The organism is Microbacterium sp. NPDC090281 (assembly GCF_044769635.1).
Lineage (GTDB): Bacteria > Actinomycetota > Actinomycetes > Actinomycetales > Microbacteriaceae > Microbacterium.
Window position 1 is genome coordinate 945,093 of sequence record NZ_JBIVYH010000001.1, and the last position, 22,451, is coordinate 967,543.

The 22,451-nt window shown below is 69.7% G+C and carries 20 protein-coding genes; 16 read left to right on the forward strand and 4 right to left on the reverse strand.

The features are described from left to right. Positions 1–10: 10 nt before the first annotated feature. From ACIQTX_RS04530 to rocD, 8 genes are all read left to right on the forward strand, one after another. Positions 11–1,564 carry a Re/Si-specific NAD(P)(+) transhydrogenase subunit alpha gene (locus ACIQTX_RS04530; RefSeq protein ID WP_402969439.1) on the forward strand — a complete coding sequence of 518 codons (1,554 nt, stop codon included), beginning with the start codon at positions 11–13 and terminating at the stop codon, positions 1,562–1,564. After that, complete coding sequence (pntB, locus tag ACIQTX_RS04535; RefSeq protein ID WP_402969442.1) at positions 1,561–2,958, forward strand: Re/Si-specific NAD(P)(+) transhydrogenase subunit beta; 1,398 nt, start codon at positions 1,561–1,563, stop codon at positions 2,956–2,958. Before ACIQTX_RS04530 ends, pntB begins: the two co-directional genes overlap by 4 nt. A gap of 144 nt (positions 2,959–3,102) precedes the next feature. Then, on the forward strand, positions 3,103–6,756 hold the full coding sequence (locus tag ACIQTX_RS04540) for a proline dehydrogenase family protein (RefSeq protein ID WP_402969445.1): 3,654 nt from the start codon (positions 3,103–3,105) through the stop codon (positions 6,754–6,756). 221 nt (positions 6,757–6,977) lie between these two features. Beyond that, entirely contained in the window at positions 6,978–7,412 is a 435-nt protein-coding gene (locus ACIQTX_RS04545) for a hypothetical protein (RefSeq protein WP_402969448.1), read from the forward strand. After that, positions 7,412–7,642, forward strand: a complete 231-nt coding sequence (locus tag ACIQTX_RS04550; protein WP_028500738.1) for a helix-turn-helix transcriptional regulator — start codon at positions 7,412–7,414, stop codon at positions 7,640–7,642. Before ACIQTX_RS04545 ends, ACIQTX_RS04550 begins: the two co-directional genes overlap by 1 nt. Beyond that, on the forward strand, positions 7,639–8,655 hold the full coding sequence (locus ACIQTX_RS04555) for an NAD(P)-dependent alcohol dehydrogenase (RefSeq protein ID WP_402969451.1): 1,017 nt from the start codon (positions 7,639–7,641) through the stop codon (positions 8,653–8,655). The genes ACIQTX_RS04550 and ACIQTX_RS04555 overlap by 4 nt, the downstream gene beginning before the upstream one ends. Before the next feature lie 341 nt (positions 8,656–8,996). Then, on the forward strand, positions 8,997–9,875 hold the full coding sequence (gene ddaH / locus ACIQTX_RS04560; protein WP_402969454.1) for a dimethylargininase: 879 nt from the start codon (positions 8,997–8,999) through the stop codon (positions 9,873–9,875). Further along, on the forward strand, positions 9,872–11,092 hold the full coding sequence (gene rocD, locus ACIQTX_RS04565; RefSeq protein WP_402969457.1) for an ornithine--oxo-acid transaminase: 1,221 nt from the start codon (positions 9,872–9,874) through the stop codon (positions 11,090–11,092). Before ddaH ends, rocD begins: the two co-directional genes overlap by 4 nt. A 151-nt stretch (positions 11,093–11,243) precedes the next feature. Here the strand turns inward: rocD and ACIQTX_RS04570 are convergent, their stop codons facing one another. The 3 genes from ACIQTX_RS04570 to ACIQTX_RS04580 all read right to left on the reverse strand — a co-directional run bounded on the left by ACIQTX_RS04570 (position 11,244) and on the right by ACIQTX_RS04580 (position 13,375). Further along, complete coding sequence (locus ACIQTX_RS04570) at positions 11,244–11,531, reverse strand: hypothetical protein (protein ID WP_402969460.1); 288 nt, start codon at positions 11,529–11,531, stop codon at positions 11,244–11,246. A gap of 63 nt (positions 11,532–11,594) precedes the next feature. Further along, positions 11,595–12,929, reverse strand: coding sequence for an MFS transporter (locus ACIQTX_RS04575; RefSeq protein WP_402972954.1), 1,335 nt, complete (start codon positions 12,927–12,929; stop codon positions 11,595–11,597). A gap of 5 nt (positions 12,930–12,934) precedes the next feature. Next, positions 12,935–13,375: a MarR family winged helix-turn-helix transcriptional regulator gene (locus tag ACIQTX_RS04580; protein WP_402969463.1), complete on the reverse strand. Its 441-nt coding sequence runs from the start codon at positions 13,373–13,375 to the stop codon at positions 12,935–12,937. Between the two features lie 59 nt (positions 13,376–13,434). Between ACIQTX_RS04580 and ACIQTX_RS04585 the strand changes: the two genes are divergently transcribed. The 5 genes from ACIQTX_RS04585 to ACIQTX_RS04605 all read left to right on the forward strand — a co-directional run bounded on the left by ACIQTX_RS04585 (position 13,435) and on the right by ACIQTX_RS04605 (position 18,109). Then, positions 13,435–14,172: a copper homeostasis protein CutC gene (locus ACIQTX_RS04585; protein ID WP_402969466.1), complete on the forward strand. Its 738-nt coding sequence runs from the start codon at positions 13,435–13,437 to the stop codon at positions 14,170–14,172. Positions 14,173–14,207: 35 nt separating this feature from the next. Next, positions 14,208–15,059 (forward strand): alpha/beta fold hydrolase, encoded by an 852-nt coding sequence (locus ACIQTX_RS04590; RefSeq protein ID WP_402972956.1) that lies wholly within the window; start codon positions 14,208–14,210, stop codon positions 15,057–15,059. A gap of 167 nt (positions 15,060–15,226) precedes the next feature. Further along, positions 15,227–15,964, forward strand: a complete 738-nt coding sequence (locus tag ACIQTX_RS04595; protein WP_105528498.1) for a DUF1684 domain-containing protein — start codon at positions 15,227–15,229, stop codon at positions 15,962–15,964. A 37-nt stretch (positions 15,965–16,001) separates the two neighbouring features. Next, complete coding sequence (locus ACIQTX_RS04600; protein ID WP_402969470.1) at positions 16,002–17,051, forward strand: biotin/lipoate A/B protein ligase family protein; 1,050 nt, start codon at positions 16,002–16,004, stop codon at positions 17,049–17,051. Positions 17,052–17,170: 119 nt separating this feature from the next. Next, complete coding sequence (locus tag ACIQTX_RS04605) at positions 17,171–18,109, forward strand: DNA-methyltransferase (protein WP_402972958.1); 939 nt, start codon at positions 17,171–17,173, stop codon at positions 18,107–18,109. Between the two features lie 21 nt (positions 18,110–18,130). On the opposite strand, the gene ACIQTX_RS04610 is transcribed toward ACIQTX_RS04605, so the two are convergent. Continuing rightward, the gene (locus tag ACIQTX_RS04610) at positions 18,131–18,700 is read right to left on the reverse strand and encodes a TetR/AcrR family transcriptional regulator (RefSeq protein ID WP_402969473.1); all 570 of its coding nucleotides are present in this window, start codon (positions 18,698–18,700) and stop codon (positions 18,131–18,133) included. 148 nt (positions 18,701–18,848) lie between these two features. On the opposite strand from ACIQTX_RS04610, the gene ACIQTX_RS04615 reads away from it, so the two are divergent. Genes ACIQTX_RS04615 through ACIQTX_RS04625 form a run of 3 tightly spaced genes read left to right on the forward strand, consistent with a single transcriptional unit; the run spans position 18,849 to position 22,443 of the window. Next, positions 18,849–20,156, forward strand: coding sequence for an MFS transporter (locus ACIQTX_RS04615; RefSeq protein ID WP_402969476.1), 1,308 nt, complete (start codon positions 18,849–18,851; stop codon positions 20,154–20,156). A 29-nt stretch (positions 20,157–20,185) separates the two neighbouring features. Then, positions 20,186–21,697, forward strand: a complete 1,512-nt coding sequence (locus ACIQTX_RS04620) for a carboxylesterase/lipase family protein (protein WP_402969479.1) — start codon at positions 20,186–20,188, stop codon at positions 21,695–21,697. Beyond that, positions 21,694–22,443, forward strand: coding sequence for a phosphatase PAP2 family protein (locus tag ACIQTX_RS04625; RefSeq protein ID WP_402969482.1), 750 nt, complete (start codon positions 21,694–21,696; stop codon positions 22,441–22,443). The genes ACIQTX_RS04620 and ACIQTX_RS04625 overlap by 4 nt, the downstream gene beginning before the upstream one ends. The last annotated feature ends 8 nt before the right edge of the window (positions 22,444–22,451 follow it).

Sequence of the window (22,451 nt, forward strand, 5' to 3'; positions counted from 1 at the left end):
GGAGGATGCAGTGGCAGTCATCGGCATCGTGCGGGAGCCTGCGGGCGAAGCACGGGTCTCGGCCACCCCGGCGACGATCGCGTCGCTCGGGAAGCTGGGCCACACGGTCAGGGTCGAACGGGGAGCGGGCGGAGCAGCGTCGTACCCCGACCGGGAGTATGAGGCGGCAGGTGCAGCACTCGTCGATCGTGCCGAGGCGTGGGGGAGCGAAGTCGTCCTCGCGATCACGGCCCCCGGGGCGGAGGAGATCGCCCTCCTCTCCGACGACGCCACCCTCATCGCGCTGCTCTCGCCGGCACTGCGCCCCGACCTCGTCGAGTCGCTCGCGCAACGCGGCATCACGGCGGTCGCCCTCGATGCGGTGCCGCGCATCTCGCGCGCGCAGTCGATGGACGTGCTCAGCTCGATGGCGAACATCGCAGGCTACCGCGCGGTCGTCGAGGCTGCGCATGAGTTCGGCCGCTTCTTCACGGGCCAGGTGACGGCCGCGGGCAAGGTGCCGCCGGCGAAGGTGCTGGTCGCGGGTGCCGGAGTCGCAGGTCTCGCCGCCATCGGGGCCGCATCGAGTCTCGGAGCGATCGTGCGAGCGACAGACCCGCGCCCCGAGGTCGCCGACCAGGTCACCTCGATCGGCGGCTCGTACCTTCCGGTCGACGTCGAGGTCGCAGCCTCCACCGACGGCTACGCCAAGGCGACGAGCGCGGACTACGACCGCAGGGCCGCCGAGATCTACACCGAGCAGGCCGCCGACGTCGACATCATCATCACGACCGCGCTCATCCCCGGCCGGGCGGCCCCTCGCCTGATCACGGCAACCGATGTCGCGCAGATGAAGCCGGGCAGCGTGATCGTCGACATGGCCGCGGGGCAGGGCGGCAACGTCGAGGGCTCGGTCGCCGGCGAACGCGTCGTCACCGACAACGGGGTCATCATCCTCGGATACACCGACCTGGCCTCGCGCCTGGCCGCCCAGGCATCGCAGCTCTACGGCACGAACCTCGCCAACCTCGTGGCGCTTTTGACCCCCGCGAAGGACGGGCAACTGGTGATCGACTTCGACGACGTGGTGCAGCGCTCGGTCACGGTCGTCCGCGACGGCGAGGTCACCTGGCCGCCGCCCGCCGTGCAGGTCGCAGCCGCCCCCGCGGCGAAGGCTGCAGCGCCGCCGGTCGAGATCGCACCGCCGAAGAAGATGTCCACCGCGCGCAAGGTCACGCTGATCGTGGTGGGGATCGCCGCGCTGTTCGCCGTGAACGCGTTCGCCCCCGCTCCGCTCCCGCAGCACTTCACGGTGCTCGTGTTGTCGGTCGTGATCGGGTTCTACGTGATCGGCAAGGTGCACCACGCGCTGCACACCCCGCTCATGTCGGTGACCAATGCCATCTCCGGCGTCATCGTGGTCGGGGCGATGCTGCAGATCACCTCGCCGCTGCCGGTCGTGCAGGTGCTCGCCGCGATCGCTGTGCTGCTCGCCTCCATCAACATCTTCGGAGGCTTCGCGGTGACCCGTCGGATGCTCGCGATGTTCACACTCGGGACATCGGCGAAGGGCGGCCAGAAGTGACCGTCGACGCGCTCGCCGGGGCGGCCTACATCGTCGCCGCCCTGCTGTTCATCCTCAGCCTCGCCGGGCTCAGCCGTCACGAGTCCGCCCGATCCGGCGTGGTCTACGGCATCGCAGGCATGACCATCGCGCTGGTCGCGACCGTCGCCCTCACCGTGGCGGATGCGTGGAGCACCGGGGCGTTCCTCGGCCTGGGTCTGCTGGTGGCCGCCGTGCTGATCGGTGCGGCCATCGGGCTCTGGCGAGCGCGGGTCGTGGAGATGACCGGGATGCCCGAGCTCATCGCGCTCCTGCACAGCTTCGTCGGCCTCGCCGCGGTGCTCGTCGGCTGGAACGGCTACCTCGCGCACCCGGAGATCGCCCCTCAGCTCGTCGGCATCCACAACGCGGAGGTGTTCATCGGGATCTTCATCGGCGGTGTCACCTTCACCGGGTCGATCGTCGCGTACCTCAAGCTCTCGGCGAAGATGTCGTCGAAGCCGCTCATGCTCCCGGGCAAGAACGGGCTCAACATCGGGGCGCTGGTCGCGTTCGTCGCCCTGACCGTGTGGTTCGTGAACGACCAGCAGCTGTGGCTCCTGATCGCGGTCACCGTGCTCGCGTTCGCACTGGGCTGGCACCTGGTCGCCTCGATCGGCGGCGGAGACATGCCGGTGGTCGTCTCGATGCTCAACAGCTATTCGGGTTGGGCGGCGGCCGCGGCGGGCTTCCTCCTGAACAACGACCTGCTCATCGTCACCGGTGCGCTGGTGGGATCGTCGGGTGCGTACCTCTCGTACGTGATGTGCAAGGCCATGAACCGCTCGTTCCTCTCCGTCATCGCAGGCGGATTCGGGATCGCGGCGCCGTCCGCGGATGACACCGAGTACGGCGAACACCGCGAGATCACCGCCGAGGGTGCGGCTGAGATGCTCGTCGCGGCCGGCACCGTCGTGATCACGCCCGGCTACGGCATGGCGGTCGCGCAGGCGCAGTATCCGGTGGCCGACCTGGTCCGACGACTCCGCGAGCGGGGTGTGGACGTGCGCTTCGGCATCCATCCGGTCGCGGGGCGCCTTCCCGGCCACATGAACGTGCTGCTGGCCGAGGCCAAGGTGCCGTACGACATCGTCCTGAGCATGGACGAGATCAACGACGACCTCGCCTCGACCGCGGTCGTGCTCGTGATCGGCGCGAACGACACCGTGAACCCGGCCGCCGCCGAAGACCCGGGAAGTCCGATCGCCGGGATGCCGGTGCTCAAGGTGTGGGAGGCCGAGAACGTCATCGTGTTCAAGCGCTCGATGGCCACGGGCTACGCGGGCGTGCAGAACCCGCTGTTCTTCCGCGACAACACGTCGATGCTCTTCGGCGACGCGAAGCAGCGGGTGGAGGACATCATCGCCGCACTGTAGCCCGCCCCTCCCCATGCTCACCCTGTTCCGGTCGCACTTCCTGTCGCTCCGCACGCCGGAAAGCGACGGGAAATGCGACCGGAACAGGGTGAGCACGGGCGGCGCGGCGCGGAATCCGGCGCATCCAGACCTAGGGTGAAAGTCATGGCAGACCTCCCGCCGGATGCCGTGGCATCCGCACCCCTCGCAGACCGTGCCGTCGAGCTCGCTCGGCGGTGGGCGATCGAGGCCGCGGCGATCGAACCCGACCCCGCGGCCGCGCGTCTGGCCGGAGTGCTGCAGGACGCGAACGGACTGCCGTTCACGCTCGGCTTCGTCGACGGCGTGATGCGCCCGGAGAGCCTGACCGCTGCGGCATCGCAGCTGCACCGGATCGCGCCGATCGTGCCCGAGTTCCTGCCCTGGTACCTGCGCTCGGCCGTCCGTCTCGGCGGCGGTGTCGCGCAGATCCTGCCATCGCCCGTGGTGCCGATCGCCCGCAGGGTGCTCCGCGACATGGTCGGGCATCTCGTGGTCGACGCACGTCCCGCGAAGCTCGGGGCGGCGATCGAGCGGATCAGGGCGAACGGCTCCCGACTCAACCTCAACCTGCTCGGTGAGGCCGTGCTGGGCGAGGCGGAGGCGCGGCGGCGGCTCGACGGCATCCACGCGCTCATCCAGCGCCCGGATGTCGACTACGTCTCGGTGAAGGTCTCGGCGATCATCAGTCACCTCTCCATGTGGGCTTTCGACGAGGTCGTCGACGAGGTGGTCGCTCGGCTCCTGCCGCTCTACGTCACGGCAGCGGCAGACGGCACCTTCCTCAACCTCGACATGGAGGAGTACCGCGACCTCGACCTCACGATCGCGGTCTTCACGCGCATCCTGGAGGACCCGCGCCTGGCCGGACTCGAAGCGGGCATCGTGCTGCAGGCCTACCTGCCCGATGCGCTGCCCGCCCTGCAGGAGCTCACCGCCTGGGCGCAGGACCGCGTCGCGCACGGCGGCGCCCGCATCAAGGTGCGACTCGTCAAGGGTGCGAACCTCGCGATGGAGCACGTCGAGGCGCGGATGCACGGTTGGACCCCCGCGACCTACGACACCAAGCTCGACACCGACGCGAACTACCTGCGCTGCCTGGACTGGGCGCTGCAGCCCGAGCACACCGCCGCCGTGAAGCTCGGCGTCGCCGGACACAACCTGTTCGGCATCGCCTACGCGTGGCTTCGGGCGGGTGAGCGGGGCGTGCGCGAGGCGGTCGAGTTCGAGATGCTTCTCGGCATGGCGCAGGGGCAGGTGCAGGCCGTCTCGCGCGAGGTCGGCCCGGTGCTGCTGTACGTGCCGGTCGTGGAGCCCGCAGAGTTCGATGTCGCGATCAGTTACCTGGTGCGCCGGCTCGAGGAGAACGCCTCGCCCGACAACTTCCTCTCCGCCGCGTTCCGGCTCGGCGAGGACGAGTCGCTGTTCGTGCGGGAGCAGGATCGCTTCCTCGACGCGCTCGACCGGGCGGGGGACGCGACTCTTCGCAGCGGTCCGCGCCGCACACAGGACCGCCAGGCGCCGGTGCACGAGTCGGTGCGGACGGCGCCGGCCGCCCCCGCACCGGAGACCGACCTCACCAAAGCGGTGCTCGGGATCTCGCGTGGTTCCGACGACGAGGGCGGCCGCGAGGCGTTCCTCGAGACGGCCGTGTACTCCGCTCGCGAGATGGGGCAGGATGCCGGTGGTGCTCCCGGCTTCTCGAACACGGCCGACAGTGACCCGGCACTGCCCGCGAACCGCGACTGGGCGCGCGAGGTGCGCGAGCGCATCCCCACCTCCGAGCTCGGGGTCGCCACGATCGCCGTCGCACGGGTGTCGGATGCGGAAGACCTCGAACGGATCGTGCAGGGCGTGCGCCGTGCGGCGCCGTCGTGGGGCGCACGCCCTGCCGCCGAGCGTGCCGAGGTGCTGCTGCGTGCCGCCGCCGCGCTCGAGTCGCGCCGGGGAGACCTCATCGAGGTGGCGGCCTCCGAGACGGGCAAGGTCTTCGCCGAAGCCGACGTCGAGGTGAGCGAGGCGGTCGACTTCGCCCGCTACTACGCTGCCAAGGCGCGCGAGCTCGACGCCATCGCGGGCGCCGTGTTCGTCCCGGCATCCGTCACCGTCGTCACTCCGCCCTGGAACTTCCCTCTCGCCATCCCCGCCGGGGGAGTGCTCGCCGCGCTCGCCGCAGGCTCCGGCGTCGTGTTCAAGCCCGCCCCGCAGGCCCGCCGCTGCGCCGCCGTGATCGCCGAGACCCTGTGGCAGGCGGGCGTGCCGCGCGACCTGCTCGCCCTCGTCGACATCGAGGAGGGCGAGCTCGGTCGCGCGCTCATCACGCACGACGCCGTCGACCGCGTGATCCTCACCGGTGCGTGGGACACGGCAGCGCTGTTCCGCTCCTGGCGCCCCGACCTGCCGCTGCTCGCCGAGACCAGCGGTAAGAACGCGATCATCATCACCCCCTCGGCCGATCTCGATCTCGCGGTCGCCGACCTCGTCAAGAGCGCCTTCGGACACGCCGGGCAGAAGTGTTCGGCGGCCTCGCTCGCGATCCTCGTCGGGCCCGTCGGTCGCTCGGCCCGGTTCGCTCGACAGCTCGCCGACGCCGTGCGCTCGCTGCACGTCGGACAGCCCACCGATCCGCTGGCCGAGGTGGGCCCGGTGATCGAGCCGCCGCAGGGCAAGCTCGCGTGGGCGCTGAGCGAGCTCGAGGGCGACGAGCAGTGGCTGATCGAGCCCACGCTCGCCGCAGACGACGACGGCGGCAACCGGCTGTGGCGCCCCGGCGTGCGCGTCGGAGTGCAGCCGGGATCACGCTTCCACACCGAGGAGTTCTTCGGCCCGGTGCTCGGCGTGATGCACGCCCCGACCCTCGCGCGTGCCGTCGAGATGCAGAACGCCGTCGCCTATGGGCTCACCGCCGGGCTCCACACGCAGGACCCGGAGGAGCTGTCGTACTGGCTCGACCGGGTGCGGGCGGGCAACCTGTACGTGAACCGCGGCATCACCGGCGCGATCGTGCAGCGGCAGCCGTTCGGCGGGTGGAAGCGCTCCTCGGTCGGCCCCGGTGCCAAGGCCGGTGGCCCGAACTACCTGATCGGACTGGGATCCTGGCGCTCGCAGCCGGGTGGCCCGGCATCCAGCACCCTGCATCTGCGGGGACTCGATTCCCGCATCACGGCCCTCATCGAGTCGGCGCAGTCGTCGCTCGAGTACGAGAGGTTCGAGTGGCTGCGCCGTTCCGCGTTGTCGGATGCTCTGGCCTGGGACCGGGAGTTCGGACAGGTGCGCGACGTCTCGCGCCTCGGCGTCGAGCGCAACCTCTTCCGCTATCGGCCGGTGCCGGTCGAGGTCCGTGCGACCGACGATGCCGCGCTGCAGGATCTGTTGCGCGTGGTGATCGCCGGAGTGCGTTCGGGGGCGAAGTTCGTGATCTCGACCCCGGTCGGACTGCCCGGTGACGTGCGCCGCGCGCTCGGCGACCTCGACGCCCAGGTGTTCCTCGAGAGCGACGAGGAGTGGCTGCAGCGGATGCTTCGACAGGATGATGCCCCCGAGGGTGTCGCGCTGCCGGTGAGTGACCGGGTGCGTCTGGTCGGCGGTCGTGCCGCCGTGGCCGCGCTGCACACCTCTCTGGCGACGGCATCCGGTGGCGATCCGGACCTCGCGGTGTACGACGGCGAGGTGACGGCCGCTGCCCGCATCGAGCTGCTGCCCTTCGTGCACGAGCAGTCGATCTCGATCACCGCGCATCGCTACGGCAACCCCGACTCCTGGAGCAGCGGCGTGATCTGACGCGCACCCCCTCGTTCCGGTCGCACTTCCTGCCGCCCGCTCCCGTTCCGGTCGCACTTCCTGCCGCCACCCCTCGTTCCGGTCGCACTTCCTGCCGCACGATTCGCGTTGGTGCGGCAGGAACTGCGACCGGAGCCCGTCGATGTGTAAAGAATGTTTGACATAGGGCGGATGCTCGACGTACGCTGAGCGTGTCAAGAATCTTTTACATCGGAGGCGTCATGGTCTACGAAGAACGCAATGCATGGGCGGGGCTCATCGTGAGCCCGATCGTGATGGTCGTCTACGTCGTGCTGGTGCTCCAACAGGCCGCGGGAGGGCCGCTCACCGACGTCGACTGGTTCCCGCTGATGCTGTGGGTGATCGGCGGCGGCATCGTCGCGACCATCATCCTCAGTGTCGGGTGGGGAATCATCGCCGGGATGGAGGACCCCGACGGGGTCGGCCGCTCCGACATCCGCGACCGCGACATCAGCCGGATGGGTGGTCGTGTCGAGCAGGGCTTCGTCGTGATCGCGGGCCTCGGGGTGATCGCGCTCTGCGCGGTGGGAGCTGACGTGTTCTGGATCGCGAACACGATGTTCGCGGGCTTCGCTGTTTCGGCGCTCGTCGGCGGCATCGCGCGAGTGATCGCCTACCGGCGGGGACTCGTCTGATGGTCAAGCCCACCCTCGTCTCGAACACGATCCGCGCGCATCGCGAACAGGCCGGACTCACTCAGGCCGAACTCGCCCGCACGGTCGGCGTGACACGGCAGACGCTCATCGCGATCGAGCAGCAGAAGTACTCGCCGACGCTCGAACTGGCGTTCCAGATCGCCCGCGCGTTCGGTGTGGGTCTCGACGAGCTCTTCGAGTACCCCGACACGTCAGGAGCATCATCATGAGCCGGTCGATGAAGGCGTGGCGCCGGGAGACCTACGGGCCGGCCGATGGTGTGACCCTAGAACGCATTCCGATCCCGGCGCCCGGCCGCGGCGAAGTGCTGCTGCGGGTGCATGCCACGGCCTTGAACGCGGGTGATGTGCGCCTCCTGCTCGGTGATCCGCTGCTCGTGCGACCGGTGTTCGGGCTGACCCGTCCGAAGCATCCGGTGCGCGGCATGGAGGTCGCCGGCACCGTGGTCGCCGTGGGGCCGGACGTCGTCGGCGCCGAGATCGGTGAAGACGTCGTCGGCGAGCTCGTCGGTGGAGGAGGCCTCGCCGAGTACGTGTGCGTTCCTGCAGCGCGGCTCGTGCGGATCCCCACCGACATCGCCCCGGAGGCCGCCGCGTGTCTGCCGGTCGCCGGTGGTACCGCATGGCAGGCCCTCGACCTCGCCGGGGTGGGGCTCGCGCACGGAAGCCACGCAGCGGGGGGAGCACCGCGAGTGCTGATCATCGGTGCATCCGGAGGAGTCGGCACGTTCGCGGTGCAACTCGCGACTCTCCGCGGCGCCGAGGTGTGGGCGACCTGCCGAGACCGAAACGCGCCGCTGGTCGAGCAGCTCGGCGCCGTGCGCACGTTCGACCACAGGGAGTCGCCGTTGAGCGCGTTGCCGGACGGCCGCTTCGACGCGATCATCGACATCGCCGGAGGAATGCCGCTGCGCGAGCTGAAACGCCTCGTCGTCCCCGGTGGAACGGTCGTGCTGGTCACGGGCGACGGCGGTCACGTGCTGGGTCCCATCCCGCGGATGCTGCGTGCGGTGTTCCTGTCGATCGGCTCGCGGAGCATCCGTCCCCTCGCTGCGACGCCCCGCCCCGAGGTTCTGGCCAAGCTCCTCGAACTCGTCGCGGATGGCCGCGTGGTCCCGGTGATCGAGCGTGAGTACCCGTTCGCCGAGGCATCCGCCGCCCTCGCCCAACTCGAGGCCGGCCACACGGTCGGCAAGCTCGTCGTCACCGGCTCGGCGGCCTGATCGCGTCGTTCCTCTCGTTCCGGTCGCAGTTCCTGCCGCCCCTGTGGGAAAAAGGCGGCAGCAACTGCGACCGGAGCATTCGGGAGCGGCGGAACATCCGGGACGGGCGGGGCCGGCAGGAGGGGCGGGACCGGCGGGAGGGCGGGACGGGCGGGACCGGCGGGAGGGGAGGGGCAGGAACGGGCGGCGCTCTGGCGGCGTACAGGGGACGGATGACACAATGGATCCCGGCGTGCCCGAGTCGCATCTTCCCCGACGCCCGCTCTGAACGAGCGAAAGGTCGAAGGACCGCCGGGCCCCTGGACAGCGTCCGCCGCGCCCGTCCTATGAGGAGAGCACCCATGTCGACGACTGAAGCCGCCGTCTCCACCGCACCCGCCCGCACCGCGCATCACCGCCACTACCTGATGTGCAAGCCGGAGCACTTCACGGTCAACTACTCCATCAACCCGTGGATGGAGCCGACCAAGCCCACCGACACCGCGAATGCGGTCGCGCAGTGGCAGAAGCTCTACGACCTCTACATCGAACTCGGCCACGAGGTCGAGCTCATCGAGCCGCTCGCCGGCTACCCCGACATGGTCTACACGGCCAACGGCGGATTCCTCATCGACGGCCGTGCCTACGTGCCCGAGTTCCGCTTCGTGCAGCGCCAGGGCGAGTCTCCTGCCTTCGCCGACTGGTTCCGCGCCGCCGGCTACGACACCGTGATGCCGAAGGAGGTCAACGAGGGCGAGGGCGACTTCCTGCTCGTCGGCGACGTGATCCTCGCGGGCACCGGCTTCCGCTCCACGGGCGACAGCCACCGCGAGGTGGGCGAGATCTTCGGCCGTGAGGTCGTGTCGCTGAACCTGGTCGACCCGCGTTTCTACCACCTCGACACCGCCATCGCCGTGCTCGACCCGGTGCAGGGCACGGAGAACGGCGGCCCGGAGCGCGCGAACATCGCATACCTCCCCGGTGCCTTCGACGACGCCAGCCGCGCTGTGCTCGAGGAGCGCTTCCCCGACGCGATCCTGGTCTCGGACGAAGACGGTTCGGTGTTCGGCCTGAACTCGGCGAGCGACGGCTACAACGTGGTCATCTCGCCGCGCGCGAAGGGCTTCGAGAAGCAGCTGCGCGAGCGCGGCTACAACCCGATCATGATCGACCTCTCCGAGCTGCTGCTCGGCGGCGGCGGCATCAAGTGCTGCACGCTCGAGCTGCGGGGTGCCGAGTGACCGCGGTCGACGCCACCGCGGGCGCGGAGGCCGTGACGGAGGCGGGCACCGAGCCCCACGTCGCCCACAACTACCACCCGCTGCCGGTGAACATCGCCCGCGGCGAGGGTGCGTGGGTCACGGATGTCGAGGGCAAGCGGTACCTCGACCTGCTCGCGGCGTACTCGGCCGTGAACTTCGGGCACCGGCATCCGGCCCTCGTGGCCGCGGTCACCGAGCAGCTCGGCCGGGTCACGCTCGTCAGCCGTGCGTTCCAGAGCGACCGGCTCGAGCCGTTCGCTGCAGCGCTCGCAGAGCTCGCCGGCAAAGATCTCGTGCTCCCGATGAACACCGGGGCCGAGGCCGTCGAGACCGGCATCAAGGTCGCCCGCGCGTGGGGATACCGGGTCAAGGGGGTCGCTCCGGGCAAGGCGCGCATCATCGTCGCGGCCGGCAACTTCCACGGGCGCACGACCACGATCGTCAGCTTCAGCGACGACGAGCAGGCGCGTGACGACTTCGGGCCCTACACGCCCGGCTTCGACGTCGTGCCGTACGGAGACGCGGATGCCATCGCGGCTGCCATCACGCCCGACACCGCAGCCGTGCTGGTCGAGCCGATCCAGGGCGAGGCGGGAGTGGTGATTCCTCCGGAGGGGTACCTGCGCCGCATCCGCGAGATCTGCGACGAGAAGAACGTGCTGTTCATCGCCGACGAGATCCAGGCCGGCCTCGGCCGTGTCGGCGAGACGTTCGCGTGCGACCGCGAGGGCGTCGTGCCCGACCTCTACCTGCTCGGCAAGGCGCTCGGCGGCGGAATCCTTCCGGTCTCGGCCGTGGTCGGCAACACCGACGTGCTGGGCGTCATCCGTCCCGGCGAGCACGGCTCGACCTTCGGCGGCAACCCGCTCGCCGCTGCCGTGGGGCTGCGCGTGGTCGAGATGCTGCAGTCCGGCGAGTTCCAGGAGCGGGCGCGGGCGCTCGGCGCACACCTGGAGAAGGCCCTGCAGCCGCTGATCGGCAACGGTGTCACGGCCGTCCGCATCGCCGGTCTCTGGGCCGGTGTCGACATCGACCCCGCCAAGGGCACCGGGCGTCAGATCGCCGAGAAGCTCCTCGAGCGCGGCGTGCTGGTGAAGGACACGCACGGCCAGACCGTGCGCATCGCACCGCCGCTCGTGATCCGCGCGACCGAGCTCGACTGGGCGGTGGAGCAGCTCAAACTCGTGCTCGCCTGACCTGCCTCGTCGAAGAACCCCCTTGCGATCGTCTGCAAGGGGGTTCTTCGCGTTCAGGAGAGCGGGCCGATGCGGCGGGCAACGCCATCGCAGGGGAGGGCCGTGGCCTGGGGAAGCCGACGGCTGGCGGTGGCGCTGCCCTCGCAGAAGCTCAGGCCGGTGGGGAATCCGGGTCGAGCGTCTTCAGGGTGTCTTCTTCTGCTTCGTTGTCGGCGTCGAGCTGATCCTCGGTGCCTTCGTCGCCGCCCAGAGGTGCGCGGTGACCCTGGCCTGCGTCGCCCTGGATGGCACCGCCGGTCGACTCTCCGCGTGAGCTGTCGCCCTGGATCGCGCCACCGGTGCCGTCGCCCTGCCCGGTGTCTTCTTCAGGCACCCGGCGCGCGCCCTCAGCCGGATCCTGCGGGTGCGGGTGGGGGGTGCGTTCCGTGTTCTCGTCCATGCTTCGACGGTACGGTCGCCACCGGCACCTCGTGGAGGGCGTTGACAAACGCCGCGAGGAGGGTCAGCCTTCGAGGTCGCGCTTTTTGGCGCTCCGGATCGGGGTGGTGACGGCCGCCTCGTCGCTGAACTCGATCGGGTCGACCTCGACGACGCGGAGCGGACGGGTCTCGTCGAGCGTGAGGAGGAATCGACGGTTCTCGGCGCGCCGGAGGCGTCCCGAGGTCGCCACCCAGATGACGCCGATCGCGCACGCGACGAATCCGGCGGTGCCGCCGAGCATGATCGCGGCGCGCGGCCCGAACGTGTCGGCGACCCACCCGGCGATGGGGGCGCCGACCGGGGTCGAGCCCATGATCACGGCCATGTAGAGGGCGAGCACGCGTCCGCGCAGCGCCGGTTCGGTCGTGATCTGCACGTAGCCGTTGGCCGTGGTGAGCAGGGTCACGATCATGAAGCCGGTGAAGGTCAGGGTGACGGCGTACGAGGCGTAGGTCGGCATCGCGGACGAGACGAACGCGGCGATCCCGAATCCGCCGGCGGCCAGGATCACCACCCGCACCCGTGCCCGATCGCGTCGTGCGGCGAGCAGGGCGCCGATGAGCGAGCCGATCGCGAGGACCGAGCTGAGCACGCCGTAGCCGTCTGCTCCCGCTCCGAACTCGAGAGCCATGGTCGAGGCGAAGATCGGGAAGTTCATGCCGAAGGCGCCGATCAGGAACACCGTGACGAACACCACGCGCAGGTCGCTGCGTCCCCACACGTAGCGGAATCCGGCAGCGAGCCCGCCGCGGCTGCGGTTCTTCAGGCGAGGGGCGAGCAGGCTGCGGCGCAGCATCATCAGCGCGAGGAGCATCGCCAGGAAGGTCGCGGCGTTGACGATGAACACCCAGCCGGAGCCGATCGCCACGATCAGGAGGCCTCCGACCGCCGGCCCCACCATGCGGGCGAGGTTGAACGATGCGGAGTTGAGTGCGACCGCGTTGGAGGTGTCACCTGTGGAGACCATGTCGGAGACGAACGCCTGCCTGGCGGGGGCATCGAACGCGTTCACGACGCCGAAGCCCAGGGCGAAGCAGAACATCATCGGCAGCGTCATCACGTCATTGAGCAGGAGCACGCCGACCGCGATCGCGAGGGCCAGCAGTGCCGACTGGGTCGCGAACAGGATGTGCCGCCGGTCGAAGCGGTCGGCCACCCACCCGGTCAGGCTGACGAGCACGAGCGGCGGCCCGAACTGCAGGGCCATGGTGACGCCCATCGCCGTCGCGTCGTTGTCGGTGAGCTCTGTGAGCACCACCCAGTCCTGGGCGGTCGCCTGCATCCACCCGCCGACGTTGGAGACCAGGGCGCCGGCGAACCAGATGCGGTAGTTGATGTTCGCGAAGGAGCGGAACATGGCGCTCATCGCTCGACCACCCGTCTCATCAGGGCGCTGGCCTCTCGCAGCGTGGTGAGCTCGGCCTCGGTGTAGTCGACCTCGCGCAGCATGTCGGCCAGCAGCTCGTCGCGGCGGCGGATGGTCTCGACGACGATCTCGGTGCCGGCCTCGGTGATGGCGACCTGCACGCGGCGGCGGTCGTCCTCGTCGGTGGCACGCACGACGAAGCCCTGTTCCTCGAGACCGTTGATGGTGTTGGTCATCGACGGTGCCGTCACCCGCTCGCGCTCGGCGAGGGTCGAGATCGTGCGGCGTCCGTTCATGCGCAGGTCGGCGAGCACCGCCAGCTGCGCATCGCTCATCGTGTCGGCGGCGCGTGCGCAACGCAGGCGACGGGCCAGCCGGAAAGTGGCCATGCGAAGGTCTGTGGCGGTGAGGTGGAGTGATTCATCAGACGCAGACATTACTTAGTTAGTCTATCTAATTTTTCGGATGCCGTCGCGGCAGCGGGCACAATGGAGGGGTGACCCGAACGCTCGCCCTGGAAATCGCCGTGCAGGACCCCGCAGGAGTGCGCATCGCCAAGGAGGTCGGCGCCGCGCGCGTCGAGCTCGCGACGGCCCTCGCTCTCGGCGGACTCACCCCGTCGCCCGCGACGCTCGAGCTCGCGGTCGAGGCTGCCGGAGCGGATGGCCCGGAGGTGCACGTGCTGATCAGGCCGCGCGCCGGTGGCTTCCACTACGACGAGGATGAGCTCACGGTCGCCGAACTCGATGTGCGCCGCGCGATCGCCGCCGGTGCATCCGGTGTGGTGATCGGTGCGCTCGACGCCGACGGGCGCCTCGACCTCTTCGCCATGGCGCGTCTGCGCGATGCCGCCGGCGGCGCGCCCGCGACGCTGCACCGCGCGATCGATGTCACCGCCGATCCCGTCGCGACGCTGCAGAGCGCCCGCGAGCTGGGCCTTGCCCGCGTACTCACCTCGGGTGGAGCCTCCGCCGCGATCGACGGCATCGACACCCTGCGTGCGCTCGTCGCCGCAGCCGAGGGTGAGATCGAGATCATGGCCGGCAGCGGGGTCGATGTCGCCAGTGCTCCGGTGCTCGCGGCGGCCGGCGTCGATGCGATCCACTTCTCCGCCAAGCGTGCCGTGGCAGAGGACGGCGGCGTGCGCATGGGCTCTGCCTCCGACGGCGTCGGCGGGTACGAGGTCACTGACCGCGACATCGCCTTCGCGATCCGGGATGCCCTCGCGCGCTAGCCGCCTGCGACGCGCGTGGGTAGGCTCGCACCGTGATGGATACCCGTGAGTTCACCGATGCCTATGGCGTCGACATCGTCTACGACGTCCATTCCGCCGAGGGGACGCCCCGCGGCGTGGTGCAGCTTCTGCACGGTGTCGGCGAGCATGCCGGGAGGTACGGCGCGCTGATCGCGGCGCTCACCGCTGCCGGCTTCCACGTCTATGCCGACGACCACCGCGGGCACGGCCGCACCGGCATCCGTCAGCACGGCGGGCCCGAGAAGCTCGGCCGACTGGGCAAGGGCGGCCTGCGCGCGGCCGAAGAGGCCGTCTGGCAGCTGACCGAGATCATCCGCGACGAGAACTCCGATCTGCCGCTCGTGCTGCTCGGTCATTCCTGGGGTTCCTTCCTGGCGCAGATGCTCGTCAACGACCACCCCGACGCATGGGATGCGGTCATCCTCTCCGGCTCTGCGCTTCGGATGCCCGGCTCGCTCAACGCCGCACCCCTGAACGCGCGCTGGTCGGCCGATGAGGCGACCGGGTTCGAATGGCTCAGCCGAGACCCGGGTGTCTGGACCTCGTTCGACGAGGACCCGCTGACCACCGATGAGCCACTGCTCAAGCTGTTCGGGCCGATCGAGGCCGCGAAGCTCTACGGCCGCCCGGCCAAGGCCCTCGGGCATGACATCCCCCTGCTGCTGCTGGTCGGGCGCGACGACCCGGTGGGCGGACCCCGCAGCGTGCACAAGCTCGCCGACGAGTACCGAAGCCGTTCCGGACTCACCGACATCACGACGCTGGTCTACCCGGATGCGCGTCACGAGATCTTCAACGAACTGCAGCAGGACGAGGTGCGCGCCGACGTGCTGGCGTGGCTCGACAAGCACATCCCCGCGCGCTGAGGATCCTTCCCCGACGCCGCTGGTGTGACGCGGCGTTACGCGCGGTGAAGGCGTGTGACGCGACCGCCTCACCGGCCGCGGAGCCACCGTAGATTCGGGGCAATATTCCGCGCATGAGCGAGGAGTGCTCCGCGGTGCGGTGCCCTCGCAAGGGAGGATCCGCTCCGATGAGCTTCGTGAAGGACTGGCAGGACTGGCACGCGTCACGCGAGCGCTATGCGGGGTCGGAGTACGGTCCGTCGGCGCTGGAGTCGACGAACTGGCTCATCACCGAGGCGGCGGCGGTCGACGGCATCCCCGGGCTCTGGGCGCTGACCGGCGACGGCGGCATCCGCGGCAGTGAGCTCGGTCAGGCAGGCTCGACCGTCACGCTGCGCGGTGCGGAGAGCATCCGTCTCGGCCGTCGCGAGGTGCGCGTGTTCGAACGCCACGGCACGCTGGCGCTGCGCGTGCTGAATCCGGCCCGCCCGCAGCGGGAGTGGTTCACGGCGATCGATGCGTATTCCCCCGATGAACGCTGGCGACTGCCGGCGATCTTCGAGGAGACGCCGGACGAGCAGATCGTGATCACGTCGGTCGACGGTGATGCGCGAGAGACCGCCGTCGCCGGGCGGCTGCGGTTCGAGCTGGCCGGGGCGCCGCAGACGCTCACCGTGACCAGGAACGGACAGGGGGCGCTGAGCGCGGTGTTCGCCGACGGCACGAACGGGCTCGAGACCTATCGCTTCCGATTCCTGCCGGTCGACGAGCCGGCCGATGACGGCACGGCCGTGATCGACTTCAACCGCGCGTACCTGCCGCCGTGCGCGTTCTCCGATCAGTTCGTCTGCCCGCTCCCACCCGTCGGCAATCGGTACTCGACGCCGATCCGCGCCGGGGAGCGCGTGGTGGTGCTCGGAGGCTGACCGCCGGAACGAGGGCTGCGCGCCTTAAGCTGGAACCGTGCACGGTGAATACAAGGTCCCAGGTGGAAAGCTCGTCGTCGTCGACCTCGAGATCGAAGGCGACCGGATCTCCCGCTTCCGCCTCGCCGGAGACTTCTTCCTCGAGCCGGACTCGGCGCTGGACGACATCAACGCCGCGGTCGACGGCCTGCCGGTGGAGTCCGATGCGACGGCGATCGCATCCGCCGTCCGCGAGGCGCTGCCCGATGGTGCTCAGCTGCTCGGCTTCACTCCTGAAGCGGTCGGCACCGCTGTGCGCCGTGCGCTCGTCACGGCGCCGGGGTGGCGTGACTTCGACTGGGAGATCGTGCACGAGAAGGCCGTCTCGCCCCGCATGAACCTCGCCCTCGACGAGGTGCTCACCGCCCGTGTCGGCGAAGGGCGCCGCCGACCCACCCTGCGCATCTGGGAGTGGGACCAGTCGGCCGTGGTGATCGGCTCGTTCCAGTCGTATCGCAACGAGGTCGATCCCGATGGTGCGGCCAAGCACGGATTCGACGTCGTCCGCCGCATCTCCGGCGGCGGCGCGATGCTCATGGCAGCAGGGCAGATCATCACCTACTCGCTGTACGTGCCGGCGTCGCTCGTGGCCGGGATGACCTTCGCCGACTCCTACGCCTTCCTCGACGACTGGGTGCTGCAGGCGTTGCGCTCGCTCGGCATCGACGCGGTCTACCAGCCGCTCAACGACATCGCGAGCCCGACCGGCAAGATCGGCGGCGCCGCGCAGAAGCGCCTCGCCAACGGGGGAGTGCTGCACCACGCGACCCTGTCGTACGACATCGATGGTCAGATGATGACCGAGGTGCTGCGCATCGGGCGAGAGAAGCTCAGCGACAAGGGCACCGCGTCCGCCGCCAAGCGCGTCGACCCGCTGCGCAGCCAGACCGGACTCGAGCGCGCCGAGATCATCGAGCGGTTCAAAGACACCTTCCGCTCGCTGACCGACGCCGAGACCGGGTCGATCTCGGCAGACGAATATGCCGACGCCGAGGCGCTCGTGGAGTCGAAGTTCGCCACCGAGGCGTGGCTGCATCGGGTGCCGTGACGGCGCTGGAACCTGACCTCCCCACGGCGGCGGACGCCGTGGAGGACGCTCCGGACGACGTGTCGGACATCGCGTCCGTGATCGCGCCGGTCGTGCCCGATCCTGTCGTTCCCGGTGCGGTGACGATCGTCGAGGGCGACAACCTCGCCGTCGCCGCGACCCTGCCTTCCGGGTCGTTCACGCTCGTGTACCTCGACCCGCCGTTCAACACCGGCCGCACGCAGGAGCGGCAGGTAGTCACCGCACGGCGCACCTTCCCGGCGCTGGAAGAAGTTACTGATCCGGTCGGGGTCGACGCGGAAGCAGGGAAGGCGGCACCGGAGGCCCCGACCACGGATCCCTGGGCGACTGCCGGAGCGCCCGCACCCGAGACCGAGGTGCGGCACGGATTCCACGGCCACGCGTACGAGCGCGTGCGCGGGATGCTGCGCGCCTACGACGACCGCTTCGACGACTACGGCGCGTTCCTGATGCCGCGGCTCGAGGAAGCCTGGCGACTGCTGGCGGATGACGGCACTCTTTACCTGCACCTCGACTACCGCGAGGCGCACTATGCGAAAGTCATGCTCGATGCGGTGTTCGGGCGCGACTGCTTCCTCAACGAGCTCATCTGGGCGTACGACTACGGCGCCAAGTCGCGCAGCCGGTGGCCCACGAAGCACGACACGATCCTGGTCTACGTGAAGAACCCGCGGGAGTACGTCTTCAACTCCGACGAGGTCGACCGCGAGCCCTACATGGCGCCGGGGCTGGTCACGGCCGAGAAGGCCGCGCGCGGAAAGCTCCCCACCGACGTCTGGTGGCACACGATCGTGCCCACGACCGGGCGCGAGAAGACCGGCTATCCCACGCAGAAGCCCGAGGGGATCCTGCGCCGCATCGTGACGGCCTCGAGTCGTCCGGGTGACCGGGTGCTCGACCTGTTCGCGGGGAGTGGCACGACGGGAGCGGTCGCCTCGGCGCTCGGCCGCGACGCCGTGCTGGTCGACGACAACCCCGAGGCGGTCCGGATCATGAAGACGCGGATGCCGCACGCCGAGGTGAAGACGCTCGACTGAACCGAGTGGTCGGGCTCGTCGTCACACGGGCCGCAGCAGCACCAGGAACTGCTCGATCTCGGCCGCCATGTCGAGCGTCGGGTCGAGCATCCATGCCGCCTGGAGTCCGTCGGCCAGGGCGTGCAGGGTGCGCACGACCCAGGCGGGGTCGAGGTCGGAGCGGATGCGGCCTTCGCGCTGATCTTCCGCGAGCTGGGCGAGGGAGAATCCCTCGACGCGTGCGGTGCGTTCGCGGAAGTAGGTGTGCGCGGGGTGCGAGGGATCTCCCGCCTCGGCGGCCAGCTGAGCGTAGAGCTGCACGAGACCGGGGACGGAGGCGTTGTGGCGCATGACCGCGAGGAAGGCGGTGGCGGCATCCGTTCCGGCGTACTGCTGCTCGTCGCGGTCGTCTCTGGCACGCAGGATCGCGACGAACAGCTCTTCTTTGGAGCCGAAGTAGTGCAGGAGTCCCGCGGGGCTGAGGCCGGCGGCATCCGCGATCTCACGCACCGAGGCCTTGCGGTATCCGTGCTCGGCCACGACGGCGAGGGCGGCTTCCAGGATCTCTTCGCGCTTCGCGACGCCCTTCGCGTATGCCCCTCGTGTCGCCATCGCTCCAGGGTAACCGTCACGGCGAGATCACAAAAACCAAACAACGTTCGTTAATGGCTTGCGGGGGTGGCATCCGATCTGTCACGATGTCGGATGAATACCGAACAGCGTTTGGTATTAACCCGAAACCGCTCAACGAGGAGCCGACATGTCCGTGTCCCCGCTCGACCCCGCCGCCGAACTCGCCCCGACCGGCACGATCCGATCCGTGCCCCCCGAAGCGGGTGACCCTGCCGCGAGCCCGCCGGCGAATCGGCGTCTGCTGCCCAGCCTGCTGATCGCGTCACTCACTCTGTTCGCCACGTACGGCGGACTCATCGCCATCCTGCTGCCCAGCCAGATCCTGATGATCGACGAGGCGAACAAGGTCGGCAACCTCGCCATCGTGACGACGATCTCCTTCGTCTTCACGCTGTTCGCTCAGCCGATCGTCGGTGCGCTGAGCGACCGCACACGCTCACGCTTCGGGCGCCGCGTGCCGTGGATGGTGCTCGGCGCGGTCATCGGCGGCATCTTCCTGTTCGGTATGGGCTCGTTGACGGACATCCTCTGGATCACGGTGTTCTGGGTGGTCATCCAGGTGGCGTTGAACTTCTTCCAGGCGCCGCTCACCGCTATCACAGCCGACCGATTCCCCCGCTCGAAGCGAGGCGGCGCGAGCGCGATGATCGGCCTCGGCACCCAGCTGGGTATGACGGTCGGCATCATGCTCGCCGGTGCGTTCGCCGCGCAGATCGGCATCGGATACGGGATCTTCGGCGGCGCGGTGATCGTGGCCGCGCTGCTGTTCGCGCTCGTGAACCGCGACTGGTCGTCGAAGCATGCCGCTGTCGACGCGTTCCGCTGGGGCGCATTCTTCAAGGGCTTCTGGATCGACCCGCGTCGCCACCCGGACTTCGCGTGGGCGTTCGCCGCGCGGTTCCTGCTGATCCTCGGCTACTTCGTCGTCAGCGCCTACCAGCTGTACATGCTCACCGACTACATCGGGCTGCCTCTCGCTGAAGCCCAGGGTGCGGTGGTCACCCTGACGCTCGTGGCGTTCGTCCCGACGTTGATCGCGATCGCGCTCTCGGGCTGGTGGAGCGACAAGGTCGGTCGTCGCAAGGTCTTCATCTACGCCGCATCCGTCGTGATGGTGGCGGGGCTTGCGATGCCGCTGCTGCAGCCGAACATGACCGGCATGATCCTGATGAGCATCATCAACGGCGTCGGCTTCGGCCTCTACATGTCGGTGGATGCGGCGCTCATGACCGAGGTGCTGCCGAACGAGGGCGTCTCGGCGGGCAAGGACCTCGGCATCCTCAACGTCGCGACCAACGTGCCGCAGGCTCTGAGCCCCGCGATCGGCGGTGTCATCATCACGGCTCTGGGCGGCTACGCGATGCTGTTCGTCTTCGCGATCGTGTTCGTGATCCTCGCCGCCGTCGCGACCGCGCCGATCAAGGGAGTGCGCTGATGACCAGGAACGACCAGGAGAATGCTGTGATGACGGATACCGACTTCGAGACGACCGCCGACTTCGTCGAGGTGGCCACCGCCGCAGGACGGGTGCGTGGCCGCTGGCGTCCGACCACGGGAGGGCGTGGGAATCCGCGGTCGGCGGGGTTCCTCGGCATCCCGTTCGCGGAGGCGCCGATCGGCGAGCTGCGCTTCCAGGCGCCCGTGCCCAAGCGTCCGTGGGAGGGTGTGCATGACGCACTCGAGTTCGCGGCCACCGCGCAGCGCGGCGACCCGGGCGTGACGCTCATCCCCGAGCCGAGCGTCGAGGGCGACTCCACGCTCAACGTGAACGTCTTCACCCCGAACCCGGCCCGCGTGGAGCAGGGGGCAGGGCTCCCGGTGCTCGTCTGGATCCACGGCGGCGGATACTTCGCCGGCTCGCCCGCGAGCCCCTGGTACGACGGCCGCAACTTCAACCGCGACGGCGTCGTGACCGTGTCGCTGTCGTACCGCCTCGGCTTCGACGGCTTCGGCTGGATCGAGGATGCTCCCTCGAACCGCGGCGTGCGCGACTGGCTGCTCGCGCTCGAGTGGGTGCAGCAGAACATCGCGGAGTTCGGCGGGGACCCGTCGCGGGTCACGATCGCCGGGCAGTCCGCCGGTGGCGGCGCTGTGATGACGCTGCTCGGCATGGAGAAGGCGCAGCACCTGTTCCAGGGTGTGTATGCGATCTCCGGTGCGCTCGCCGACGTCGCCCCGGCGCGTGCCGAGGCGTTCGGTCGTGGACTCGCTGCGGCGGCGGGTGTCGAGCCGACCGTCGCCGGGTTCTCGACGCTGTCCGAGGAGCGCATCCTCGAACTGCAGAAGAAGGCGACAGCGCTCGGGCCCGATTCGCTCGGGAGCATGGTCGAAGAGGGGCTGCCGCTCGGACCCACCATCGACGGCGACCTGCTGCCGCGCTCGACGCGCGAGGCGCTCAGGGCCGGTGTGGGCGCCGACAAGCCGCTGGTGCTCGGCGCGACCGACGACGAGTTCACGATGGCGTTCTCGGACGCGGCGAAGAAGCTCCGCTGGGTGCCGAGGTCGCTCCTGCTGAACAAACTCGGTCTGCCGAAGAGCGTGCGTCGGGAGTATCTCGCCGCCAACGCCGACGTCACGGGGCTGGGCAACGCACGCGTGGCCGGTCGGCTGCTGACCGACCGGATGTTCCGCTCGGCTCTGCTGAAGATCGTCGCCGACCGCGGCACCGCCCCCACCTGGCTGTACCGGTTCTCGTGGCCGTCGGGACACTTCGGATTCGCCGAGCACTGCCTCGACGTGCCGTTCTTCTTCGACTGCCTCGATGGCCCTGCGATGGAGCCGCTCGCCGGCCCGAACCCGCCGCAGGAGCTGGCCGACGAGGTGCACGGAGCCGCTGTGGCGTTCATCGCGGGCGGTGACCCCGGGTGGCCGCGCCATCAGGGGGCGAAGGGCATCGCCCGGGTCTACGACGTGCCGACGCGTGACGTCGCCGACGCCTACGCTTCGGTGCGTCCACTGCTGGGAACGTCGTCGTGACGACGGCTGTCGCGGTCGGGGACACCACCCGACCGGCAGCGATGCCGCGCCCTCGGTGGATGCTGTGGACCGCGCTCGGGCTGCTCGCGGTGTTCGTGGCGCTCGCGATCGGCGTGCTCGCCGCACCCGATGCTCCGTGGACGCAGGGCCTCGACGACCTGTGGCGCAGCGGCATCGGGGTCGGGCCGGAGTCGACGCTGCCCGGCTTCGCGCTGGCGCAGATGTTCCAGAACCTCGGTCAGCTCCCCGGGGCCGTGCTCATGATGATCCTGCTCCCGCTCGTGCTGGTGCTGATCGGGCGTTGGCGTTCCGCGCTGTTCGTGATCGCGGTGCAGCTCTCAGGCCCTGGGCTCCTGTCGCAGCTCACGAAGAACCTCGTCGACAGGCCGCGTCCGGCCGAAGACGTGGCGGGCGGACTCTTCGGCCCGCTCGTGCAGGTCGACCACGGTTCGTTCCCCTCCGGGCATTCGGTGAGCATGGCGGCGATCATCATCACGGTGCTCGCGCTGATCCCGGCATCCGCGGTCTGGGTGCGTCGCGTCTGGATCGTGCTCGGAGTGCTCCTGGCCGTCGGCATGGTGTGGCAGCGCACGCTCATCAACGCGCACTGGTTCACCGACACGTGCGCCGGGCTGATCGGCGGTGCTGCGGTGGCCGTGCTGCTGTGGTGGGCGTTCCTGCCCTGGCTGCGCCGCGATCAGGAGCGCCGCATGTGGTTCCTGCGGAAGGCGGATGCCGCGGCCTGAGGTCTCGG